The organism is Streptomyces sp. NPDC006385, from assembly GCF_040612485.1.
Classification (GTDB): domain Bacteria; phylum Actinomycetota; class Actinomycetes; order Streptomycetales; family Streptomycetaceae; genus Streptomyces.
In genome coordinates, this window is record NZ_JBEXQG010000080.1 from 1 (window position 1) to 18346 (window position 18346).

General features: G+C 72.9%; 17 protein-coding genes and 1 pseudogene. 15 read left to right on the forward strand and 3 right to left on the reverse strand.

From position 1 onward, the window contains the following. Positions 1 to 84: 84 nt before the first annotated feature. A pseudogene (locus tag ABZ078_RS37585) lies at positions 85 to 330 on the forward strand (sigma-70 family RNA polymerase sigma factor); the annotation flags it as partial. Positions 331 to 375: 45 nt separating this feature from the next. Continuing rightward, entirely contained in the window at positions 376 to 873 is a 498-nt protein-coding gene (locus ABZ078_RS37590) for a GNAT family N-acetyltransferase (RefSeq protein ID WP_356582986.1), read from the forward strand. Here the strand turns inward: ABZ078_RS37590 and ABZ078_RS37595 are convergent. Together ABZ078_RS37595 and ABZ078_RS37600 are read right to left on the reverse strand one after the other, a co-directional pair. Then, positions 863 to 1279, reverse strand: coding sequence for a hypothetical protein (locus ABZ078_RS37595; protein ID WP_356582988.1), 417 nt, complete (start codon positions 1277 to 1279; stop codon positions 863 to 865). The two genes, ABZ078_RS37590 and ABZ078_RS37595, sit on opposite strands and share 11 nt — an antisense overlap. Position 1280: 1 nt before the next feature. Beyond that, the gene (locus ABZ078_RS37600) at positions 1281 to 1640 is read right to left on the reverse strand and encodes a hypothetical protein (RefSeq protein WP_356582990.1); all 360 of its coding nucleotides are present in this window, start codon (positions 1638 to 1640) and stop codon (positions 1281 to 1283) included. A gap of 69 nt (positions 1641 to 1709) precedes the next feature. Here ABZ078_RS37600 and ABZ078_RS37605 point away from each other — a divergent pair, with 69 nt between their 5' ends. The 10 genes from ABZ078_RS37605 to ABZ078_RS37650 all read left to right on the forward strand — a co-directional run bounded on the left by ABZ078_RS37605 (position 1710) and on the right by ABZ078_RS37650 (position 14838). Continuing rightward, a complete protein-coding gene (locus tag ABZ078_RS37605) occupies positions 1710 to 2357 on the forward strand; it encodes an HAD-IA family hydrolase (protein ID WP_356582992.1) in 648 nt (215 codons plus the stop codon). Between the two features lie 328 nt (positions 2358 to 2685). Then, complete coding sequence (locus tag ABZ078_RS37610; RefSeq protein ID WP_356582994.1) at positions 2686 to 3729, forward strand: ATP-binding cassette domain-containing protein; 1044 nt, start codon at positions 2686 to 2688, stop codon at positions 3727 to 3729. After that, on the forward strand, positions 3726 to 4451 hold the full coding sequence (locus tag ABZ078_RS37615; RefSeq protein WP_356582996.1) for a methionine ABC transporter permease: 726 nt from the start codon (positions 3726 to 3728) through the stop codon (positions 4449 to 4451). The genes ABZ078_RS37610 and ABZ078_RS37615 overlap by 4 nt, the downstream gene beginning before the upstream one ends. Positions 4452 to 4501: 50 nt before the next feature. Continuing rightward, complete coding sequence (locus tag ABZ078_RS37620; protein ID WP_356582998.1) at positions 4502 to 5335, forward strand: MetQ/NlpA family ABC transporter substrate-binding protein; 834 nt, start codon at positions 4502 to 4504, stop codon at positions 5333 to 5335. A 142-nt stretch (positions 5336 to 5477) separates the two neighbouring features. Further along, positions 5478 to 6116 (forward strand): GNAT family N-acetyltransferase, encoded by a 639-nt coding sequence (locus ABZ078_RS37625; protein ID WP_356583000.1) that lies wholly within the window; start codon positions 5478 to 5480, stop codon positions 6114 to 6116. 118 nt (positions 6117 to 6234) lie between these two features. After that, on the forward strand, positions 6235 to 7446 hold the full coding sequence (cbiE, locus tag ABZ078_RS37630) for a precorrin-6y C5,15-methyltransferase (decarboxylating) subunit CbiE (RefSeq protein ID WP_356583002.1): 1212 nt from the start codon (positions 6235 to 6237) through the stop codon (positions 7444 to 7446). A gap of 367 nt (positions 7447 to 7813) precedes the next feature. Continuing rightward, positions 7814 to 12070, forward strand: a complete 4257-nt coding sequence (gene cobT / locus ABZ078_RS37635) for a nicotinate-nucleotide--dimethylbenzimidazole phosphoribosyltransferase (protein ID WP_356583004.1) — start codon at positions 7814 to 7816, stop codon at positions 12068 to 12070. Positions 12071 to 12309: 239 nt separating this feature from the next. Further along, positions 12310 to 13551, forward strand: a complete 1242-nt coding sequence (gene cobA / locus ABZ078_RS37640) for a uroporphyrinogen-III C-methyltransferase (RefSeq protein WP_356583006.1) — start codon at positions 12310 to 12312, stop codon at positions 13549 to 13551. 64 nt (positions 13552 to 13615) lie between these two features. Then, entirely contained in the window at positions 13616 to 14446 is an 831-nt protein-coding gene (locus ABZ078_RS37645) for an RNA methyltransferase (protein WP_356583008.1), read from the forward strand. After that, positions 14443 to 14838 carry an NUDIX domain-containing protein gene (locus ABZ078_RS37650; RefSeq protein WP_356583010.1) on the forward strand — a complete coding sequence of 132 codons (396 nt, stop codon included), beginning with the start codon at positions 14443 to 14445 and terminating at the stop codon, positions 14836 to 14838. The genes ABZ078_RS37645 and ABZ078_RS37650 overlap by 4 nt, the downstream gene beginning before the upstream one ends. 24 nt (positions 14839 to 14862) lie before the next feature. On the opposite strand, the gene ABZ078_RS37655 is transcribed toward ABZ078_RS37650, so the two are convergent. Then, a complete protein-coding gene (locus tag ABZ078_RS37655) occupies positions 14863 to 16245 on the reverse strand; it encodes a protein kinase (RefSeq protein ID WP_356583046.1) in 1383 nt (460 codons plus the stop codon). Between the two features lie 196 nt (positions 16246 to 16441). On the opposite strand from ABZ078_RS37655, the gene ABZ078_RS37660 reads away from it, so the two are divergent. From ABZ078_RS37660 to ABZ078_RS37670, 3 genes are all read left to right on the forward strand, one after another. Next, entirely contained in the window at positions 16442 to 16690 is a 249-nt protein-coding gene (locus tag ABZ078_RS37660; protein ID WP_356583012.1) for a hypothetical protein, read from the forward strand. A 250-nt stretch (positions 16691 to 16940) separates the two neighbouring features. Next, entirely contained in the window at positions 16941 to 17138 is a 198-nt protein-coding gene (locus ABZ078_RS37665; RefSeq protein WP_356583014.1) for a hypothetical protein, read from the forward strand. 220 nt (positions 17139 to 17358) lie between these two features. After that, on the forward strand, positions 17359 to 18333 hold the full coding sequence (locus ABZ078_RS37670; RefSeq protein WP_356583016.1) for an aminoglycoside phosphotransferase family protein: 975 nt from the start codon (positions 17359 to 17361) through the stop codon (positions 18331 to 18333). Positions 18334 to 18346 lie beyond the last annotated feature (13 nt).

Sequence of the window (18346 nt, forward strand, 5' to 3'; positions counted from 1 at the left end):
CTGCGGCCGGCCGGACTCGCGACGCGAGCCGCGCTGAGTGACGCGCGTCCCGAACAGGTCGCTGCGGATGACCTGCACGGCCACGATCCCGAACACCTCGCCCTCACGGCCGCCCGCCACCGGGCCCTGCGCGAGGCGGTGCGCCGCCTGCCGGGCCGCTGCCCCCGCCTCGTGGAGGCCCTGCTCTCCCCGGACGACCTGACATACCGGGAAATCGCGGGGGAGTTGGGTATCTCACAGGGCAGTCTCGGCCCGGAACGTTCCAGATGCCTGGGATGTCTGCGCCGATTGCTCACACCGGAGGTTGCGGCCCGCGGAGCGCGGGGATAGGAGTGAGGGACGACAGGCGATCAGGTGAGCGGGAGGCGTGCGCACATGGGCATGAGCGTGACCATCTCTGCGGCGGCCGAGCAGGACGCGGAGCAGATCTTCAGGCTGCAGTACCTGTGCTTCCAGAGCGAAGCGGCGCTGTACGGGAACTACCGCATCGACCCGCTCGTCCAAACCCTGGACTCGGTCCGCGCGGAGGTCGCCACCGACTGCGTCTTCGTGGCACGCCTCGGCGACGAGGTCGTCGGCTCGGTCCGCGGCAGCGTCACCGCGGACGGCGCCGCCGTCATCGGCAAGCTCTGCGTCCACCCCCGCCTCCAGGGCCACGGCATCGGGGCCCGCCTCCTGCGCGCCGCGGAAGCCGCCCTGGCCGAGCAGCGGGGCGCCACGAAGTTCCGCCTGGAGGCGGGCCACCGCAGCGAGAGCAACCTGCGGCTGTACCGCAAGGTGGGCTACGAGGCGGTGGGTACCTCGAAGGGCGCGGACGGCGTACCGATGATCGTCCTGGAGAAGCAGGCGGGGACGTACGCCGCTACCGCGTGACGGCTCGTGCCCTGCGGAGCCAGTACAGGGCCGACAGGGGCAGCAGGACGGGGATGAAGAGATACCCCATGCCGTAGTCGGACCAGACCGTCGCGTCAGGGAACGCCGAAGGCTCCACCAGCGTCCAGGTGCCGACGGTCAGCACGCCCACGAGCTCGGCGGCGCAGCACACCAGCGCCGCCTTGCGGGCCGTTTCGCCGCCCCGCACCAAGGTGTAGGTGATGAAGCCGTACACCACGCCCGCCGCCGCCGACAGCGCGTAGGCCAGCGGCGCCCGGTCGAACTCCGTCGCGATCTGGTACGCCGATCGCGACACGGCCCCGACGACCATCACGCCGTACAGCCAGACCAGCAGCATCCCCGGCCCACTGATGAGCCGCGTCGGCTTCTCCTGCGTCACGGCCACCTCAGCCTCCCCAGATGTCATAGAGACGCACCTGAAGCACGGCGAGCACCACACCGCCCGCGGCGACGGTCACGGAGCCCCACTTGCTGCGCTCGGCCAGCGACATGAACCCGGCGGCCGGGACGCACGCGAACGCGCCCAGCAGATACGCCACGAAGATCGTCGTGCCCTGCTCCGGCTTCTCGCCCCGCGCGAGCTGCACGATCCCGACCACGAGCTGCACCAGGGCCAGTGCCGTCACCACGGCCATCCCGATGAAGTGCCAGTCCTTCGTCGGCTGGTCACGGTAGGCCGCCCAGCCGCACCAGGCGGCGAGCAGCAGCGCGGCGACACCGGTCGCCAGCGTCAGGGCATCAAGCATGCGGCGAGCCTATTACGGTCCAAAAGGCCTGATGCGGCCGCCCCCGGGGCGCACCGTAGGGTCGAGGGCATGAAGATCCGTGCACAAGCGCTCCTGTTCGACAACGACGGCACCCTCGTCTCCTCCCTCGCCTCGGTGGACCGCTGCTGGGCACGCTGGGCCGAGGAGTACGGCATCACGGAGGCGTTCGGCCAGGTCGAGCTGCACGGACGCCCGGCCGTCGAGATAGTCGCCGAGCTGCTGCCCGCCGGCGTCGTCCAGGAGGCGCTCGCCCGGATCGAGACGCTGGAGGTGGAGGACGTGCCGAACGGCGGCGTCCACCTGCTGCCCGGCACGAAGGCGCTCCTCGACTCGCTGCCCGCCGACCGCTGGGCCGTCGTCACCTCGGCCACCCGACGGCTGGCCGAGGCCAGGCTCGACGCCGTCGGGATCCTGCCCAAGACGATGGTCACCGCCGACGACATCACGCGCGGCAAGCCCGACCCCGAGCCCTACCTCCTCGCCGCCCGCGAACTGGGCGTCGACCCGGCCCACTGCGTCGTCTTCGAGGACGCGCCCGCCGGTCTCGCGGCCGGTCGCGCCGCCGGTATGACCACCGTGGCGTTGACCACAACCCACCAGGCCCACGAACTCGACGCCGACCTCGTCGTGCGGGACCTGTCGGCCCTGTCCGTGCTGGTCACCGACAGGGGCGTGGAGATCTCCGGCCGCGGCTGAAGGCTGTCCGCCAGCTGTCCACCGCTGTCCAGCATGCGGACAGCGGCGGCCGGTAAGGACCGTAGGTCTGGTTTACTGATCGCATGACCACGACGAGCTACCGCATCCCTGCGACCGAGGCGACCCTGACGCCCGGTGCTCGTTGTCTGTGTCGAATGCGCGCCTTCTAGAGGGCCCCCGCACCACCTCTGAGCCTCGCGCCCCGAAGCGAGCCGCCGTGGCATGTCCGTACGCCCTTCGCCGTACGTGACCGTGTTGCCCCGCGCACCCCCTTCTCTCGTACCAGGGCACACCCACGCCCCATGTACTCGACAGTGACGGAAACCCAGTGATCACCACATCGGGCCTGACCAAGGTCTACCGCTCACGCGGCCGAGAGGTCACCGCCCTCGACGGCGTCGATCTGCACGTCCGCGAAGGCGAGGTGTACGGCGTCATCGGCCAGTCCGGCGCCGGCAAGTCCTCGCTGATCCGCTGCGTCAACCTGCTGGAGCGCCCCACCTCCGGGACGGTGACCGTCGACGGACAGGACCTCACCGCCCTCGCCGGCCGTGGACCCCGGGCCGGCAAGGAGCTGCGCCGGGCGCGCAGCCGTATCGGCATGGTCTTCCAGCACTTCAACCTGCTGTCCTCCCGGACGGTCCAGGACAACGTCGAGCTTCCGCTGGAGATCCTCGGCAGGTCGGGCAGGGAACGCTCCCGCAAGGCGCTCGACCTGCTCGACCTGGTGGGGCTGGCGGACAAGGCCAAGGCCCACCCCGCCCAGCTCTCCGGCGGCCAGAAGCAGCGCGTCGGCATCGCCCGCGCCCTGGCCGGCGACCCCAAGGTGCTGCTCTCCGACGAGGCCACGAGCGCCCTCGACCCGGAGACCACCCGTTCCATCCTCCAGTTGCTGCGCGACCTCAACCGGCAGCTGGGCCTGACAGTTCTGCTCATCACCCACGAGATGGACGTCGTGAAGTCGGTCTGCGACTCGGCCGCGCTCATGGAGAACGGCCGCGTCGTCGAGTCCGGCACGGTCAGCGAGCTGCTCGCGACGCCCGGCTCCGAACTGGCCTCGGCTCTCTTCCCGGTGAGCGGCGAGGTCTCCGGCGACGACCGCACCGTCGTCGACGTGACCTTCCAGGGCGAGGCCGCCACCCAGCCCGTCATCTCCCAGCTCTCGCGCACCTACAACATCGACATCTCGATCCTCGGCGCCGCCATCGACACCGTCGGCGGCCTCCAGGTCGGCCGCATGCGCATCGAACTGCCCGGCCGCTACGAGGACAACGTCGTGCCGATCGGCTTCCTGCGCGAACAGGGCCTGCGGATCGATGTCCCGGGCACGTCGGATCAGAAGTCCCCGCTGGTGAAGGAAGGTGCCAAGTGACCTGGTCCGAGATGCGGCCCCTGCTGGAGCAGGCGTGTTGGGACACCCTCTACATGGTCGGCTGGTCCACCCTCATCGCTGTCGTCGGCGGCCTTCCGCTCGGCATCCTCCTCGTCCTCACCGACCGCGGCGGCCTGCTCCAGAACGTCGTCGCCAACAAGGTCATCGGGCAGATCGTGAACGTCGCCCGCTCGATGCCGTTCATCATCCTGATGGTCGCCCTGATGAGCTTCACGCGCTGGGTCACCGGGACGACGATCGGCCGCGAGGCCGCCATCGTGCCGCTCGCGATCGGCGCGATCCCCTTCTTCGCGCGCCTGGTCGAGACGGCGGTCCGCGAAGTGGACGGCGGGCTCGTCGAAGCCGTGCAGTCGATGGGCGGCAACACCTGGACCGTCGTCCGCAAGGTCCTCGTGCCGGAGTCCCTGCCGTCCCTCATCGCCAGTACCACCACCACGATCGTCGCCCTCATCGGCTACTCGGCCATGGCCGGCACGGTCGGTGCCGGCGGCCTCGGCGACATCGCCATCCGCTACGGCTACCAGCGCTTCGAGACCGAGCTGATGTGGCTCACCGTCGCGATCCTCGCCGTCGTGATCTCCCTCATCCAGTTCGCCGGCGACCACGCGGCCCGGTCCCTGCACCGTCGCGGCGGCCACTCCGGCCCCGCACCGAAGCTGCGCCTGCTGAAGGCATCCACGGCCACGAGCAAGACCGTCTGACCCGTCCCTTGAATCAAGGGGTCGCACCACCCATAGGAAAGGCACTTTTCGTGCGTAACACCGCCAAGATCACCACTGCCGTCCTCGCCGCCGGAGCCCTCACCCTCGGGCTCACCGCGTGCGGCTCGGACAAGGACTCCGGTTCCGACGCGAACGCCCCGCTGAAGGTCGCCGCCACGCCCACCCCGCAGGGCGAGATCCTCACCTACGTCAAGGACAAGCTCGCGAAGAAGGCGGGCCTCGACCTCGAGGTCCAGGAGTTCACCGACTACGTGACGCCGAACACGGCCGTCCAGCAGGGTGAGGTCGACGCCAACTACTTCCAGCACCAGCCGTACCTGGACGACTTCAACAAGAAGAACGGCACCGACATCGTCGCCGTGCCGAACGCCACGGTGCACCTGGAGCCGCTCGGCGTGTACTCCCAGGACGTCAAGAAGCTCACGGACCTTGGGAAGGGCGCCACGGTCGCCCTGCCGAACGACACCACCAACGAGGCCCGCGCGCTGAAGCTGCTGGAAGCCAATGGCGTGATCAAGCTCAAGGCGGGCGTGGGCTACGACGCGACCCCCAAGGACATCGCCGCCAACCCCAAGAACCTCCAGTTCAAGGAGCTCGAGGCGGCCCAGCTGCCGCGCTCCCTCGGCGACGTCGACGCCGCCGTCATCAACGGCAACTACGCCCTGGAGGCCGACCTCAGCCCGGCGAAGAACGCCATCGCCGCCGAATCGCCCAAGGACAACCCGTACGGCAACTTCCTCGCGGTGAAGAAGGGCGACGAGAACGACCCGCGCGTCCGCAAGCTGGCCGAGCTGCTCACGTCGCCCGAGGTGAAGAAGTTCATCGAGGACAAGTACGACGGCGCTGTCGTCGCCGCCTTCTGACGCCGCGTATACGGCTTATCGCCACCCACGGGGTCCACTCGTTCACTTTGAGTGGACCCCATGGTGCGGTTCGGTGCTTTCATGCTGCATGCTGGGCAGTTCAGCAGGCCCTCAAGGTTCACCGAAGGTTACGGAGCGGCGCATGACGAGCACCTTCCCCAACATCTCCATCAGCACGGAGCGGTTGGTGCTGCGCCCCCTCGACGAGGACGACGTGCCCGCACTGGCCGAGATGATGAACGACGAGCAGGTCGGCGCCTGGACGGACGTCCCCCAGCCCTTCACCGAGGACGGCGCCCGCACCTGGATCACCGACCGCGCCCCCGCCGAACGGGAGGCCGGCCGCGGGCTCGACCTCGCCGTCACCGAGTTCCTCACCCAGCGCCTGGTCGGCGTCGTCCAGCTGACCAAGACGAACTGGCACGTGCGCGCGACCGAGCTGTCGTACATCGTCGCCCCCTGGGCCCGCGGCGAGGGCTACGCCTCCGAAGCGGCCCTGGCCACCGCCCAATGGCTGTTCACCGACCAGAAGTTCGAACGCATCGAGCTGCGCACGGCCGCCGACAACACCGCCTCCCAGCAGGTCGCCCAGAAGATCGGCTGCATCAGCGAGGGCGTCCTGCGCAACGCGTGCATAGCGCACGTCCGCACCGAGGACGGAACCTGGACCGACGTACGCACCGACTTCATCGTGTGGAGCCTGCTCCCGGAGGATCTCGACGGCGCCGGTGAGCAACTGGCCGACAGCGGCGGCTTCACCTCCTACGGCGACTGGAACTGACGGGAAGCGAACCCCCCGGGTCCCGGCGGCGCCGACCCGCCGAACAGGTACCCTCACGGAGCCCGCCCCCTCGGGCTGGCCGACGACGACCTGCGCGAACCCCAGGAGACTGACGACGATGGCCGACCGCGTCACGGTGATCGGCTGGGACGGCTCGCCGCTGACCGCCGCGGCGCGCTCCGCCCTCGGTGCCGCCACGCTGGTTGCCGGTGCCGCCCACCACTTGGCGCTCCCCGAGGTGCCGCCCGCCGCCGAGCGCATCCGCCTCGGCAGCGTCGCCCTCGCCGCCCGCCGGATCGCCGCCCACCGCGGCACCGCCGTGGTGCTCGCCGACGGCGACCCCGGGTTCTTCGGAGTCGTACGGGCCCTGCGCGCGCCCGAGTTCGGCCTGGAGGTCGAGGTCGTCCCCGCCGTCTCCTCGGTCGCCGCCGCCTTCGCCCGCGCCGGCATGCCCTGGGACGACGCACAGGTGGTCGTCGCACACCGTCGCACCCTGCGACGCGCGGTCAATGTGTGCCGCGCCCACACCAAGGTCGCCGTCCTCACCTCACCCGGCGCCGGGCCCGCCGAACTCGGTCTGCTCCTGGAGGGCGTCCACCGCACGTTCGTCATCTGCGAGGCGCTGGGCAGCGAACGCGAGCAGGTCACCGTCGTGACCTCCGACAAGGCCGCCGACCACACCTGGCGGGACCCGAACGTCGTCATCGTCATCGGCGGCACGGCCGGCGCGGGGGAGTCCGGGGACTGGATCGCCGGGCGCGACCCGAGCGCCGGTCCGCGCGGCTGGACCCTGCCCGCCGAGTCCTACGGCGGCCTCATGGGCGAGGGCGAGCTGGAACGGCTGCGCGCGGCCCAACTCGTCCGGCTCGGCCCGCGCGTCGGCGACCTCGTCTGGGACATCGGCTGCGGCAGCGGCGCCTTCGCCACCGAGGCCGCCCGGGCCGGCGCCGCCGTCATCGCCGTCGACCGCGACCCGCGGGCCTGCGCCCGCACCGAGGCCAACGCCCGCCGCTTCGGCGTCCAGCTCCAGATCGTGCACGGCACCGCCCCGCACGCCCTGGAGAACCTCCCCGAACCGGACGTCGTGCGCGTCGGGGGCGGGGGCCCGGCCGTCGTCTCCGCCGTCGCGGACCGGCGCCCGCAGCGCGTCGTCACGCACGCCGCGACCCGTGACGCCGCCGAACTCATCGGCCGCGACCTCGCCCAGCACGGCTACGAGGTCGAGTGCGCCCTCCTGCAGTCCGTGGAACTCGACACGCGGGCCTGGACCGAGCGGGAGCGCAGTGTCGCGTTCCTGCTCAGCGGGGTGCTGCCGGACCGGACGGCGTGAGCGCGCGACCGTCCCCGTGATCCGGTTGTCGTACCGCTCGCGGTAGGCTGGCCGATCGTTGTACCGCACTGGGTCGCCCGGCACTTCGTCGGTCAATGTCCGGAAAGCACGCCCCGTTTGGGGTGGGTTGTGGTACGGCGGAACCGGAGGACGCGCAACGTGGCGCAGTCCACAGCGGCCTGTCGCGGATCAACCTGTCGCGACGGCCGAACGGCAACGACAATGCCACTCAATGGCTTTGTCGCCTTTTTGGGCGGGTCGTTCGTGCCGCTGGGCACGCACGCTCGTTCTTCACTGCGGGGGCGGTCGGTGCGCCGTTCCCGGTGAGCTGGTCGTAGAAGCACTAATCGATGGGCGAGGGGTACGCATGACCGACACCGGCCAGGTCCCGGGCGAGGGGCAGCCGGAGAGCGCAGGCATGGTGGAGCAGCCGGGCGCCTCCGCGGCGCACGGTTCGTACACCTACCTCTCCGAGACCACCGCCGAGGACGAAGACCTGCTGCTGCCCGGCTCCCAGGGCGCCTGGGGCACCGAGGTGGCCCCGCCCGCGCCGGAACCGGTCGTCGAGGCCGTGCACGAGCCGGACGCGCACGAGCTCTCGGGCCGCGACAGCGGCTCGGTCGACCTCAGCGCCGTCCGCATGCCGGGCCCGACGGCCCCCACGACGCCGATTCCGCCGATCACCCCGCGCCGTCCGCTGCATCTCGGCCCGCCGATCCCCAACGCCTCGGCCAGCCCGGTCCGCTCCCTCGCCGACCGCGGCGCCGTCGGCGCCCCCGCACGCCAGCCCGGCCCCGAGTACCTCGACGCCCCGCGGCACCGCGAGGCGTCGGCCCCGCAGGCGGCGACGCCCTGGGGTACGCCCGCCCAGACCGCGCACGCTCCGGCCGCCGCGCCGGTGAGCGTCGAGGTGGCGGGCGCCGAAACGGTTGGCCCGGCCGAGCAGCCGGGCGGCGAGCCGGTGGGCGCGGCCCAGGCGGTGGTGGCTCGGGTGGCCACGGAGGCCGGCCTCGCGACCGGCGCCTCGCAGGAGGCGGTGGGCGAGGCTCAGGGCGCCGAGTCTGTTCCGGGTGCCGGTGAGGGCGCGGGTGCCGGTCCTGTTCCTGAGGCCGCCGAGGCTGGTGCGGCCGCGCCCGCTGCGGAGGCCGGCGAGGCTGCCCCCGTCACCGACGAGGTCGCGGTGCCCGCGGATGAGGGCGGAACGCCTGCTGAGGGCGCCCCGGTGAGCGAGGTCGACTCAGGTGCCGGGCAGGCCCCGGCAGTTGGCGACGCGCCGGAGGGCGCTGAGGGCGTCGAGGCCACCGCGACCGTGGCAGCGCAGGTCGCTGAAGTCCCGGCTGAGGGTGAGCCGCTGGCTCAGGGCTCGGCCCCTGAAGCTGCTCAGTCGGCCGAACTGCCTGCTGCTGAGGCGGGGCCGGTGGGCGAGGGCCCCGCCCCTGAGGCCGCGCAGCTGCCTGAGGCGGTCGCCTCTGAAGCCGAGCAGGTCCCCGGCGCTGCCGTTCCTGAAGCCGAGCAGGTCCCTGGCGCCGATGCTCCTGAAGCCGAGCAGGCCCCCTGCGCCGACGCTCCTGAAGCCGAGCAGGCCCCCGGAGCCGACGCTCCCGAAGCCGTCCAAGCCCTGGACGCCGCCGAACCCGAGGCCCCCGCGCAGGCCGCCGACGCTCCCGCACCCGAGCCCCCCGCGCAGGTCGACGAGGCCCCCGCACCCGAGCCCGCTGAGGCTCCTGAGGCTGCTCAAGCACTCGACGCTGCCGAGTCCGCCGAGGCCGTTCAGGCCCCCGAGCCCACCGCGACGGCCCCCGTGCAGGCCGCCCCGGAAGCCTCCCCTGTCCAAGGGACCCCGGAAGCCGCCCCCGTCCAGCCGGCACCGGACGCGGCGCAGGCCGCCCAGCCCGCGGATGCCGAGCAGGCCGCACCGGACCCGCAGCCCACGGACGCCGTTGCCGCATCCGCCGACGCCGCCTCCGCCGTCGTAGCCCCCGAACCGACTCCGCAGGCCACGGACGCCGAGCCGGTCGCCCAGCAGCAGGACGAGCTCGCCGCCCAGGTCGAGCAGCCCGCTCAGGAACCGCAGCAGGCCCCCGAAGCCGAGATGGCGGACCCGAACCTCGCACAGGCCCAGCAGCCGACGCCGGACGCAGCCGCGCCGGACGCCGCCGAGGCCGTGGGGACAGCGGCCGTCCAGGCAAGCGCGCCGGCCCCCGACGCGACCGCCCCCGTCGCGACCGCCCCCGACGCGGAGGCCCCCGTCGCGACCGCCCCCGACGCGGAGGCCCCCGTCGAGGAGGCCCCCGTCGCGGACCCCGCGGCCCAGATGCCGGACGCCCAGCAGACCGAGGGCGTCGACGCCGAACCGGTCGAGGCCCCGCAGCCGCTCGCGGCAGCCACCGACACCGATTCCCACGCCGCCGCCCCGGACCCCGCCGACCCGCAGGCGGCGTCGCCGGACGCCGCACCGGCCGCGACCGAGGCCCCCGAGCCGTACGTCGCCGAACCCGCGGGCCCGCAGCTGCAGCCCGCGGCCCAGCCCGCGCAGGCCCCCGAGGACCCGTCCGGACCGCCCGTCGCGCACACGGAGTCCGGCCAGGGCGAGGCCGCTGCCGGGCTGCCGTCCGGCACTCCGCCGGAGCCCACGCCGGCTCAGCCCCTGGGCCGGTTCGTCCCGGTCGAGGGCACGGTGCCGACTGCCCCGCACCTCGCGCCGACCCCGCCGCAGCCGACCGTCCTGCCCACGCAGGAGGCACCGGCCGCCGTCGTCACGGTCCCCGCACCTCGTGAGGGCGACCCGGAACTCGTCCAGCACGCGGAGGACCTGGAGACCCGGGCCGCCGAGCAGGAAGACACCGCAGAAGAGAGCGCGGTCGCCGTGGAAGAAGCACGCCGGTCCGCCGGCCCGGCCGCGCCCGCCTATGACGAGGCCGAGCGCGAGGCCGTCCTCAAGGTCATGCGCGAGCGCCGCGACATCCGCAACGGCTTCCGCAGCGACCCGATCCCGCACGAGGTGCTGCTCCGAGTCCTGGAGGCGGCGCACACCGCGCCCTCCGTCGGGCACTCGCAGCCCTGGGACTTCGTCGTCATCCGCTCCGCCGAGACCCGGCGCACGATGCACGAACTGGCCCAGCGCCAGCGCGAGGCGTACGCGAAGTCGCTCCCGAAGGGCCGCGCCAAGCAGTTCAAGGAACTGAAGATCGAGGCCATCCTCGACACCCCGGTGAACATCGTCGTCACCGCCGACCCGACCCGCGGCGGCCGCCACACCCTCGGCCGGCACACCCAGCCGCAGATGGCGCCGTACTCCGCCGCGCTCGCGGTGGAGAACCTCTGGCTCGCCGCCCGCGCCGAGGGGCTCGGCGTCGGCTGGGTCAGCTTCTTCGACGAGCGCGAGATGGTCCGCGCCCTCGAACTGCCCGAGCACCTGGAAGTCATCGCCTACCTGTGCGTCGGGTACGTCGACGAGTTCCCGGAGGAGCCCGAGCTGATGCAGGCGGGCTGGTCCAAGCGCCGCCCGCTGTCCTGGGTGGTGCACGAGGAGACGTACGGCCGTCGCGCCCTGCCCGGCGAGGAGCCGCACGACCTGCTCGCCGAGACCGTCGCCCAGATCCGCCCGCTCGACGCCAAGGCGCTCGGCGAGGCATGGGAGCGGCAGAAGCGCATGACCAAGCCGGCCGGTGCGCTCGGCATGCTGGAGATCATCTCCGCTCAGCTTTCCGGCCTGTCCCGCCAGTGCCCGCCGCCGATCCCGGAGCCCGCGGCCGTCGCGATCTTCGCCGGTGACCACGGCGTGCACGCCCAGGGCGTCACCCCCTGGCCGCAGGAGGTGACGGCCCAGATGGTCGCCAACTTCCTCGGCGGAGGAGCGGTGTGCAACGCCTTCGCGGGCCAGGTGGGCGCGGAGGTGTGTGTCGTGGACGTGGGCGTCGCGGCCGACCTGCCGGCGACCCCGGGTCTGCTGCCCCGCAAGGTCCGTGCGGGCACCTCCGACATGACGACCGGCCCCGCGATGACCCGCGACGAGGCCAGGCAGGCCATCGAGGTCGGCATCGAGACGGCCCGTGACCTGGTGGCGGCCGGCAACAAGGCCCTGCTGACCGGTGAGATGGGCATCGCCAACACCACCGCGTCGGCAGCCCTGATCTCGGTCTTCACGGACACCGACCCGGCCGAGGTGACGGGCCGCGGCACCGGCATCAACGACGAGACCCTCGCCCGCAAGACCGAGGTCGTCCGCCGCGCGATCGAACTCCACCAGCCCGACCCCGCCGACCCCATCGGCGTCCTGGCGGCGATCGGCGGCTTCGAGCACGCCGCGCTGGTCGGGCTCCTGCTGGGCGGCGCCTCCCTGCGCACCCCGGTGATCCTGGACGGCGTCAGTGCCGGCGCCGCCGCCCTGGTCGCCCGCGCGATCGCCCCCGAGGTCCTCGCGGCCTGCATCGCCGGCCACCGCAGCGCCGAGCCCGGCCACGTGGCCGCCCTGAACAAGCTGGGTCTGCGCCCCCTGGTCGACCTCGACCTCCGCCTCGGCGAGGGCACGGGCGCACTGCTGGCCCTGCCGCTGGTCCAGAGCACGGCCAGGGCGATGCACGAGGTGGCGACGTTCGATTCTGCGGGGGTGACTGAGAAGTAGCGGGAGCGGGGCGCCCGGGGCCGCGGCTCCCGTCTGCGGCCCATTGCCGGTGCGGGGCCGCTGGGCGTTCCGTGGGTCCGTGCGCGGTCGCTCCGCGGCCGGAACAGGCGGGCCCGGACCCACCACCCGCGCCCGGCCACGGCGCCCAGCCACCGGACACCCGATCCGCCCGTCCCACGCGCACCGTAAAATCCGCACGTCAGGGCCACCGCACCGCCGTGAACAGGAGCCGCACCCTCATGGCCGAAAACCCCGCCTACCCGGTAGGCCTCCGCCTCACCGGCCGCAAGGTCGTCGTCCTCGGCGGCGGTCAGGTCGCCCAGCGCCGCCTCCCGGCCCTCATCGCAGCCGGCGCCGACATCCTCCTCGTATCCCCCGAGGTGACCCCCTCGGTCGAGGCGATGGCGGACGCGGGCGAGATCACCTGGCACCGGCGCCGCTACGAGGAAGGCGACCTCGCCGACGCCTGGTACGCCCTGATCGCCACCGGCGACACGGAAGCGAACACCCGGGCCTCCGCCGAAGCGGAGCGCCACCGCGTCTGGTGCGTGCGCTCCGACGACGCGGACCGGGCGACGGCCTGGACCCCGGCGACGGGCCACAGCGAGGGCGTCACCGTCGCCGTCCTCACGACGGAGGCGAGCGGCCGCGACCCCCGCCACACCGCCGCCATCCGCGACGCGGTCGTCGAGGGCCTGCGCGACGGCACACTCGTCGCCCCGCACCACCGCACCCGCACCCCCGGCGTCGCCCTGGTCGGCGGTGGCCCGGGGGACCCGGACCTCATCACCGTCCGCGGCCGCCGCCTCCTCGCCGAGGCCGACGTCGTCATCGCCGACCGGCTCGGCCCGCGCGACCTGCTCGCCGAACTCCCGCCGCACGTCGAGGTGATCGACGCGGCGAAGATCCCGTACGGCCGCTTCATGGCCCAGGAGGCCATCAACAACGCCCTGATCGAGCACGCCAAGCAGGGCAAGTCGGTCGTACGGCTGAAGGGCGGCGACCCGTATGTCTTCGGCCGCGGTATGGAGGAGCTGCACGCCCTCGCCGAAGCCGGCATCCCCTGCACGGTGGTCCCCGGGATCTCCAGCTCGATCTCGGTTCCGGGCGCCGCCGGCATCCCGGTCACCCACCGGGGAGTGGCCCACGAGTTCACCGTGGTCAGCGGCCATGTGGCCCCCGACGACGAGCGCTCCCTCGTCGACTGGCCGTCGCTGGCCAAGCTGACCGGGACGCTCGTGATCCTCATGGGTGTCGACAAGATCGGCAAGATCGCCGAGACCCTCGTCGCGCACGGCAAGTCCGCCGCCACGCCGGTCGCCCTGATCCAGGAGGGCACGACGGCCACCCAGCGCCGCGTCGACGCGACCCTCGCGACGGTCGGGGAGACCGTACGCGCCGAGGAGGTCAAGCCCCCGGCGGTCATCGTCATCGGCGAGGTCGTGAAGGTCGGTCCCACGGCCGTCGCACCCCGCGAGTAACCCCGGGTAACACAACCCGTACCGAACCGTTGGCACCGCACCCAGGACAAGGCAGTATCACCCTGTGGCCGATCTCATCACCGTCGAGGACCCCGACGACCCGCGCCTGCGCGACTACACGGGCCTGACCGACGTCGAGCTGCGCCGCAAGCGCGAGCCGGCCGAGGGCCTGTTCATCGCCGAGGGCGAGAAGGTCATCAGACGGGCGAAGGAATCCGGCTACGAGATGCGGTCCATGCTGCTCTCGGCCAAGTGGGTCGACGTCATGCGCGACGTCATCGACGAGCTCCCGGCCCCGGTGTACGCGGTCAGTCCGGAGCTCGCCGAGCAGGTCACCGGCTACCACGTGCACCGCGGCGCGCTCGCCTCCATGCAGCGCAAGCCGCTGCCGACCGCCATCGAACTCCTGAGGTCCGCCCGCCGGGTGGTGGTCATGGAGTCGGTCAACGACCACACCAACATCGGCGCCATCTTCCGCTCGGCCGCCGCCCTCGGCATGGACGCCGTCCTGCTGTCCCCGGACTGCGCCGACCCCCTCTACCGCCGCAGCGTCAAGGTCTCCATGGGAGCGGTCTTCTCCGTCCCGTACGCCCGCCTGGACACCTGGCCCAAGGGCCTGGAGTCGGTCCGCGAGGCCGGCTTCACGCTCCTCGCCCTCACCCCCGACGAGAAGGCCAAGACCCTCGACGAGGCCGCCCCGCACCGGATGGACCGGGTCGCGCTGATGCTCGGCGCCGAGGGCGACGGCCTGTCCAGGCAGGCCCTGGTGGCCGCCGACGAATGGGTCCGCATCCCCATGTCCCACGGCGTCGACTCCCTCAACGTCGGCGCCGCGGCCGCGGTCGCCTTCTACGCGGTGGCCTCGGGCCGCCCGCAGGCACAGGGCCCATCGTGACGGCGCGGCGCGAGGCGATCGTGGCGGTCCTGCTCCGCGCCGACCGCGTCCTCGCCATCCGCCGCGGCCCCGCCGGCCCGCTCCCCGGTTACTGGCAGCCCCTCAGCGGCAAGGTGGAACCGGGGGAGACCCAGCGGGAGGCCGTCGTCCGGGAGGTCCGCGAAGAGGTCGGCCTCACCGTCGTCCCCCTGGCCAAGGTCTGGGAGTCCGCGACCGACGACGGCCATTTCCGCCTCCACTGGTGGACGGCCCGCGCCGACACCGGCGAGGTGGTCCCCGACCCGGACGAGGTCGCCGACGCGCGCTGGGTCACGCCGGAGGAGTTCCTGGCCCTGGACCCGGTCTTCGACGGCGACCGGGAGTTCTTCGAGCGCGTCCTGCCCGGCCTGTGAGGCTGCCGCGATGCCGGGGGACGGCTATTCGGTGATCTCGAACGTCGACTCGTACCGCTCGGACATCACGTCCCCGTCCAGCGGCTCGTACCCCGGCTCCACGTGCTCCTGCCGTTGCCGATCGCCGTTCCCGTCGTCGCCCAGCCCGCGCTGCGGGCCCTGACAGCCCTGCGCCGCGGCGATGCCGAGCGCCACGAGCAGCGTCACCACGACGAACACGAACAGCCGCTGCCGCAGCAGCTGCGGGTTGGCGGGCCGCCGCCCGGTCCCCGTGTTCCGCGGCGCCGGACGGCCGGTGCCACTGCGCGGGGCCGGCCGGTTGCCGCTGCCGGAACGGGAGGTGTTCCGTGAGGAGGGGATCGGCCGGGCGCCGGACCGGGACGACGCCGTACCGCTGCGCGACGGGGCTCCGTCGCGGGCGGGCCCGGGCACCCGAGGGGCGCCGGTGCCGCGCGGCGGGGGAGTGCCCTGCGCGCGGCGCTGGGCACGCTGCTGCTCCGCGTAGGTGTCGGCGAGCCGCCCGGTGGGGCGGTCCGTCTCCGCGCTGCGTGGCGCGGGCGGGCGTACGTCCGAAAGCCCCTGTGCCTCCCGGGCCGCGATCTCCTTGAGGCGCAGCGACAGCTGGAGCGTGCTGGGCCGCTCCTCCGGGTCCTTCGCCAGACACGCCCGTACGAGCGGGGACAGGGCGTCCGGTACGCCGTGGAGCTGCGGCTCCTCGTGTACGACGCGGTACAGCATCACCTCTGAACTGCCGTGCCCGAAGGGGGAGTCGGCCATCGACGCGTACGCGAGCGTGGCGCCGAGCGAGAAGACGTCCGTGGCCGGGGTGACGGCGGCGCCGCGCACCTGCTCCGGGGCCAGGAAGCCGGGGGAGCCGACCGCCGTACCGACGTGGGTGAGGGTCGAGGCGCCCGTGGCCCAGGCGATGCCGAAGTCGATGATCCGCGGGCCCTTGGGGGACAGCAGGATGTTCGACGGCTTCAGGTCCCGGTGGACGACCCCGGCCTCGTGCACGGCGACCAGCCCCTCGGACAGGGCCGCGCCGATGGCGGCGACCTCCGCCGCGCCGAGCGGGCCCTCGTCGGCGACCTTGTCGTGCAGGGACGGGCCGGGGACGTACTGGGTGGCGAACCACGGGCGGTCCGCCTCCAGGTCGGCGGCCACGAGCCGTGCCGTACAGCCTCCGCGAATCCGCCGTGCCGCCGAGACCTCACGCGCGAACCGCGAGCGGAACTCCTGGTCCTCCGCCAGGTCGGGCCGGATCACCTTCAGCGCGACCCGCTGCCCCTTCTTGTCGGAGCCCAGATAGACGACGCCCATTCCACCCGCGCCGAGCCGTCTGTGAAGCCTGAAGGAGCCGACGACGCGCGGGTCCTCGCGCCTCAGGCGCATCATCGCCATGTTCATCCCCGCTGCCCGGTCCGTCTGACGAGCCACAGCTTACGTTTCCACGGGCCGCGGTGCGCAGAGGCCGCGCCCTCTCGACGCGATGGATTGTCAGTGGTGGGTGGGACACTTGAAAGGTGGTCAGGGAGCGGGTGAGCAGGCCGACTTAGGCCCTTTTCCACCCCCAACCACCCGTCGCAGAAGGGGGATTGAGCCCGTGAAGGGTGATCGTGTGGAGATAGTCGTGGACGCAGGCGACACGACGCGCACGTACGAGGTGGTGGCGAGCAGAGCGGGCCGCCGGGTGGAGACGGCGGTGCGCCGGGGTGTCGTGGAAGTGAGCGAAGTCACCCGAAGCGGGACGGTCGTGCGTACGGCCCGTTTCATGGCGAACCGGGTACTGGCGCTGGTCGAGCAGCCGGTGCCGCGTGAGCACGGCTCGGAGAAGGCGCCGGAGACAAGGTAGGGGAAATCCGGGCAGGCCGGGCGTCCCCTCCGGGAAGACCCCGAGACCTAGGACCTCGTCTCCACCCAGGGGAGTACTCCGCACGTCGTGGCTCATCCTCCGGGAGGCCCGGCAATGGGTACGAGGGCATGACGTGCCGGGGCGGTCGCACGCCTAGATTTGAAGTCAAGCGGCGGGTGGCAGCACTCGTCCCCCGAGGTCAGACACCCGCCGCTGCCAACGACAACTGACACAGGTCAGGAGAGGGACCATGGCCCAGACGGCACCGCGGACACTGATCCGCACGCAGGAGCGCATCGGGCTGCGCCCCCGCCGCCAGGGCCGCCGCCACCCCCTGGTGGCGACGCTCATGGCCCTTCCCCTGGCGGTCCTGCTCCTCGTCGTCTTCGACGGCTGGGAGGCAGTGGCCACACAAGCGTCGTCCGTGGGCGTGATGCTGGGGCGCTGAGCGGCGACCCCAGGCCCGGAAGAGCGGTCCGGGCGGGGACATCCACCCATGAAACCCCGTGGGGACGGGGGTGCGGCGGACGGCACAAATGCCGGCGCAGCTGGGGAGCTGCGCCGGCATTGCTTTGTGCGTGTCCGCGGTGATCCGGGCGGGGCGAGCCCGGTGGGTGCCTTCCCCGCGTACGCTCGCGCCCAAAGCAGCCGCACCCAAGGGACCCCCCGTGACCCCGAACCCCCTCCTGCCCGCCCTCACCGCGCGAGCCGAAGCCGCGGCACACGCACGTACCTCCGTCTGTCCCTGCGGAGCGACCGTCACCCTCGCCGACCGCCCCGACGCCACCGTCATCCGGCACGCCGACACCGTCGCCAAGGCCCACGCCCCGGACACCACCCCCGCCGACCTGACCCCGCGCCTCACCGCCGCCACGCACCTGCCCGGCCTCCTCCTTCCCCCGCTCAACCCCACGCCCGTGGACCTGCACGGTCGCCTGGTGACCTGCTGGCCCTACGGCACCCCGGTGGACCCCACCGACCCCGACGCGGCCCCTTGGGAAGCCGCGGCAACCCTTCTCGCCCGGCTGCATCGCACCCCCGCCCCGACTCCGCTCCCTCCCATGCGGGGCCCCGTCAAAGCCGCGCTGGCCGTATCCCGCCTGCGCACGGCTACGGCCACAGCCACGGCGACAGCCGCGACGAACACCGCCCCGACCACCGGCGCCACCGCCGTTCTCCGCGCCTGGGACACCCTCCCCGCCTGGGCCCGCGCCCAGGCCCCCCAGCCCGACACCACCACTCTCTGCCACGGCGACCTCCACCTCGGGCAACTGGTTCGGCACCCGGCCCCGGACGGCCCCTGGCTCCTCATCGACGTCGACGACCTCGGCGTGGGCGTGCCGGCCTGGGACCTCGGACGGCCCGCCGCCTGGTACGCCTGCGGGCTGCTCCCGCCCGACGAATGGGACCGCTTCCTCACCGCCTACCGCGACGCCGGTGGCCCGGCCGTCCCCGCCGACGGCGACCCCTGGCCCACGCTGGACGTCCCGGCCCGGGCCCTCACCGTGCAGACCGCCGCCCGGGCGATCACCAAGTCCCTCGCCGAGGGCCGCCTCCTCGACGAGGTCGAGCAGTGCCTCGTCGACGCCTGTGACCGAATGGCTTCCGTCCCCCCTGAGTTGACCCATGGACGCGCGAAGTAGGGTGCAACCGACC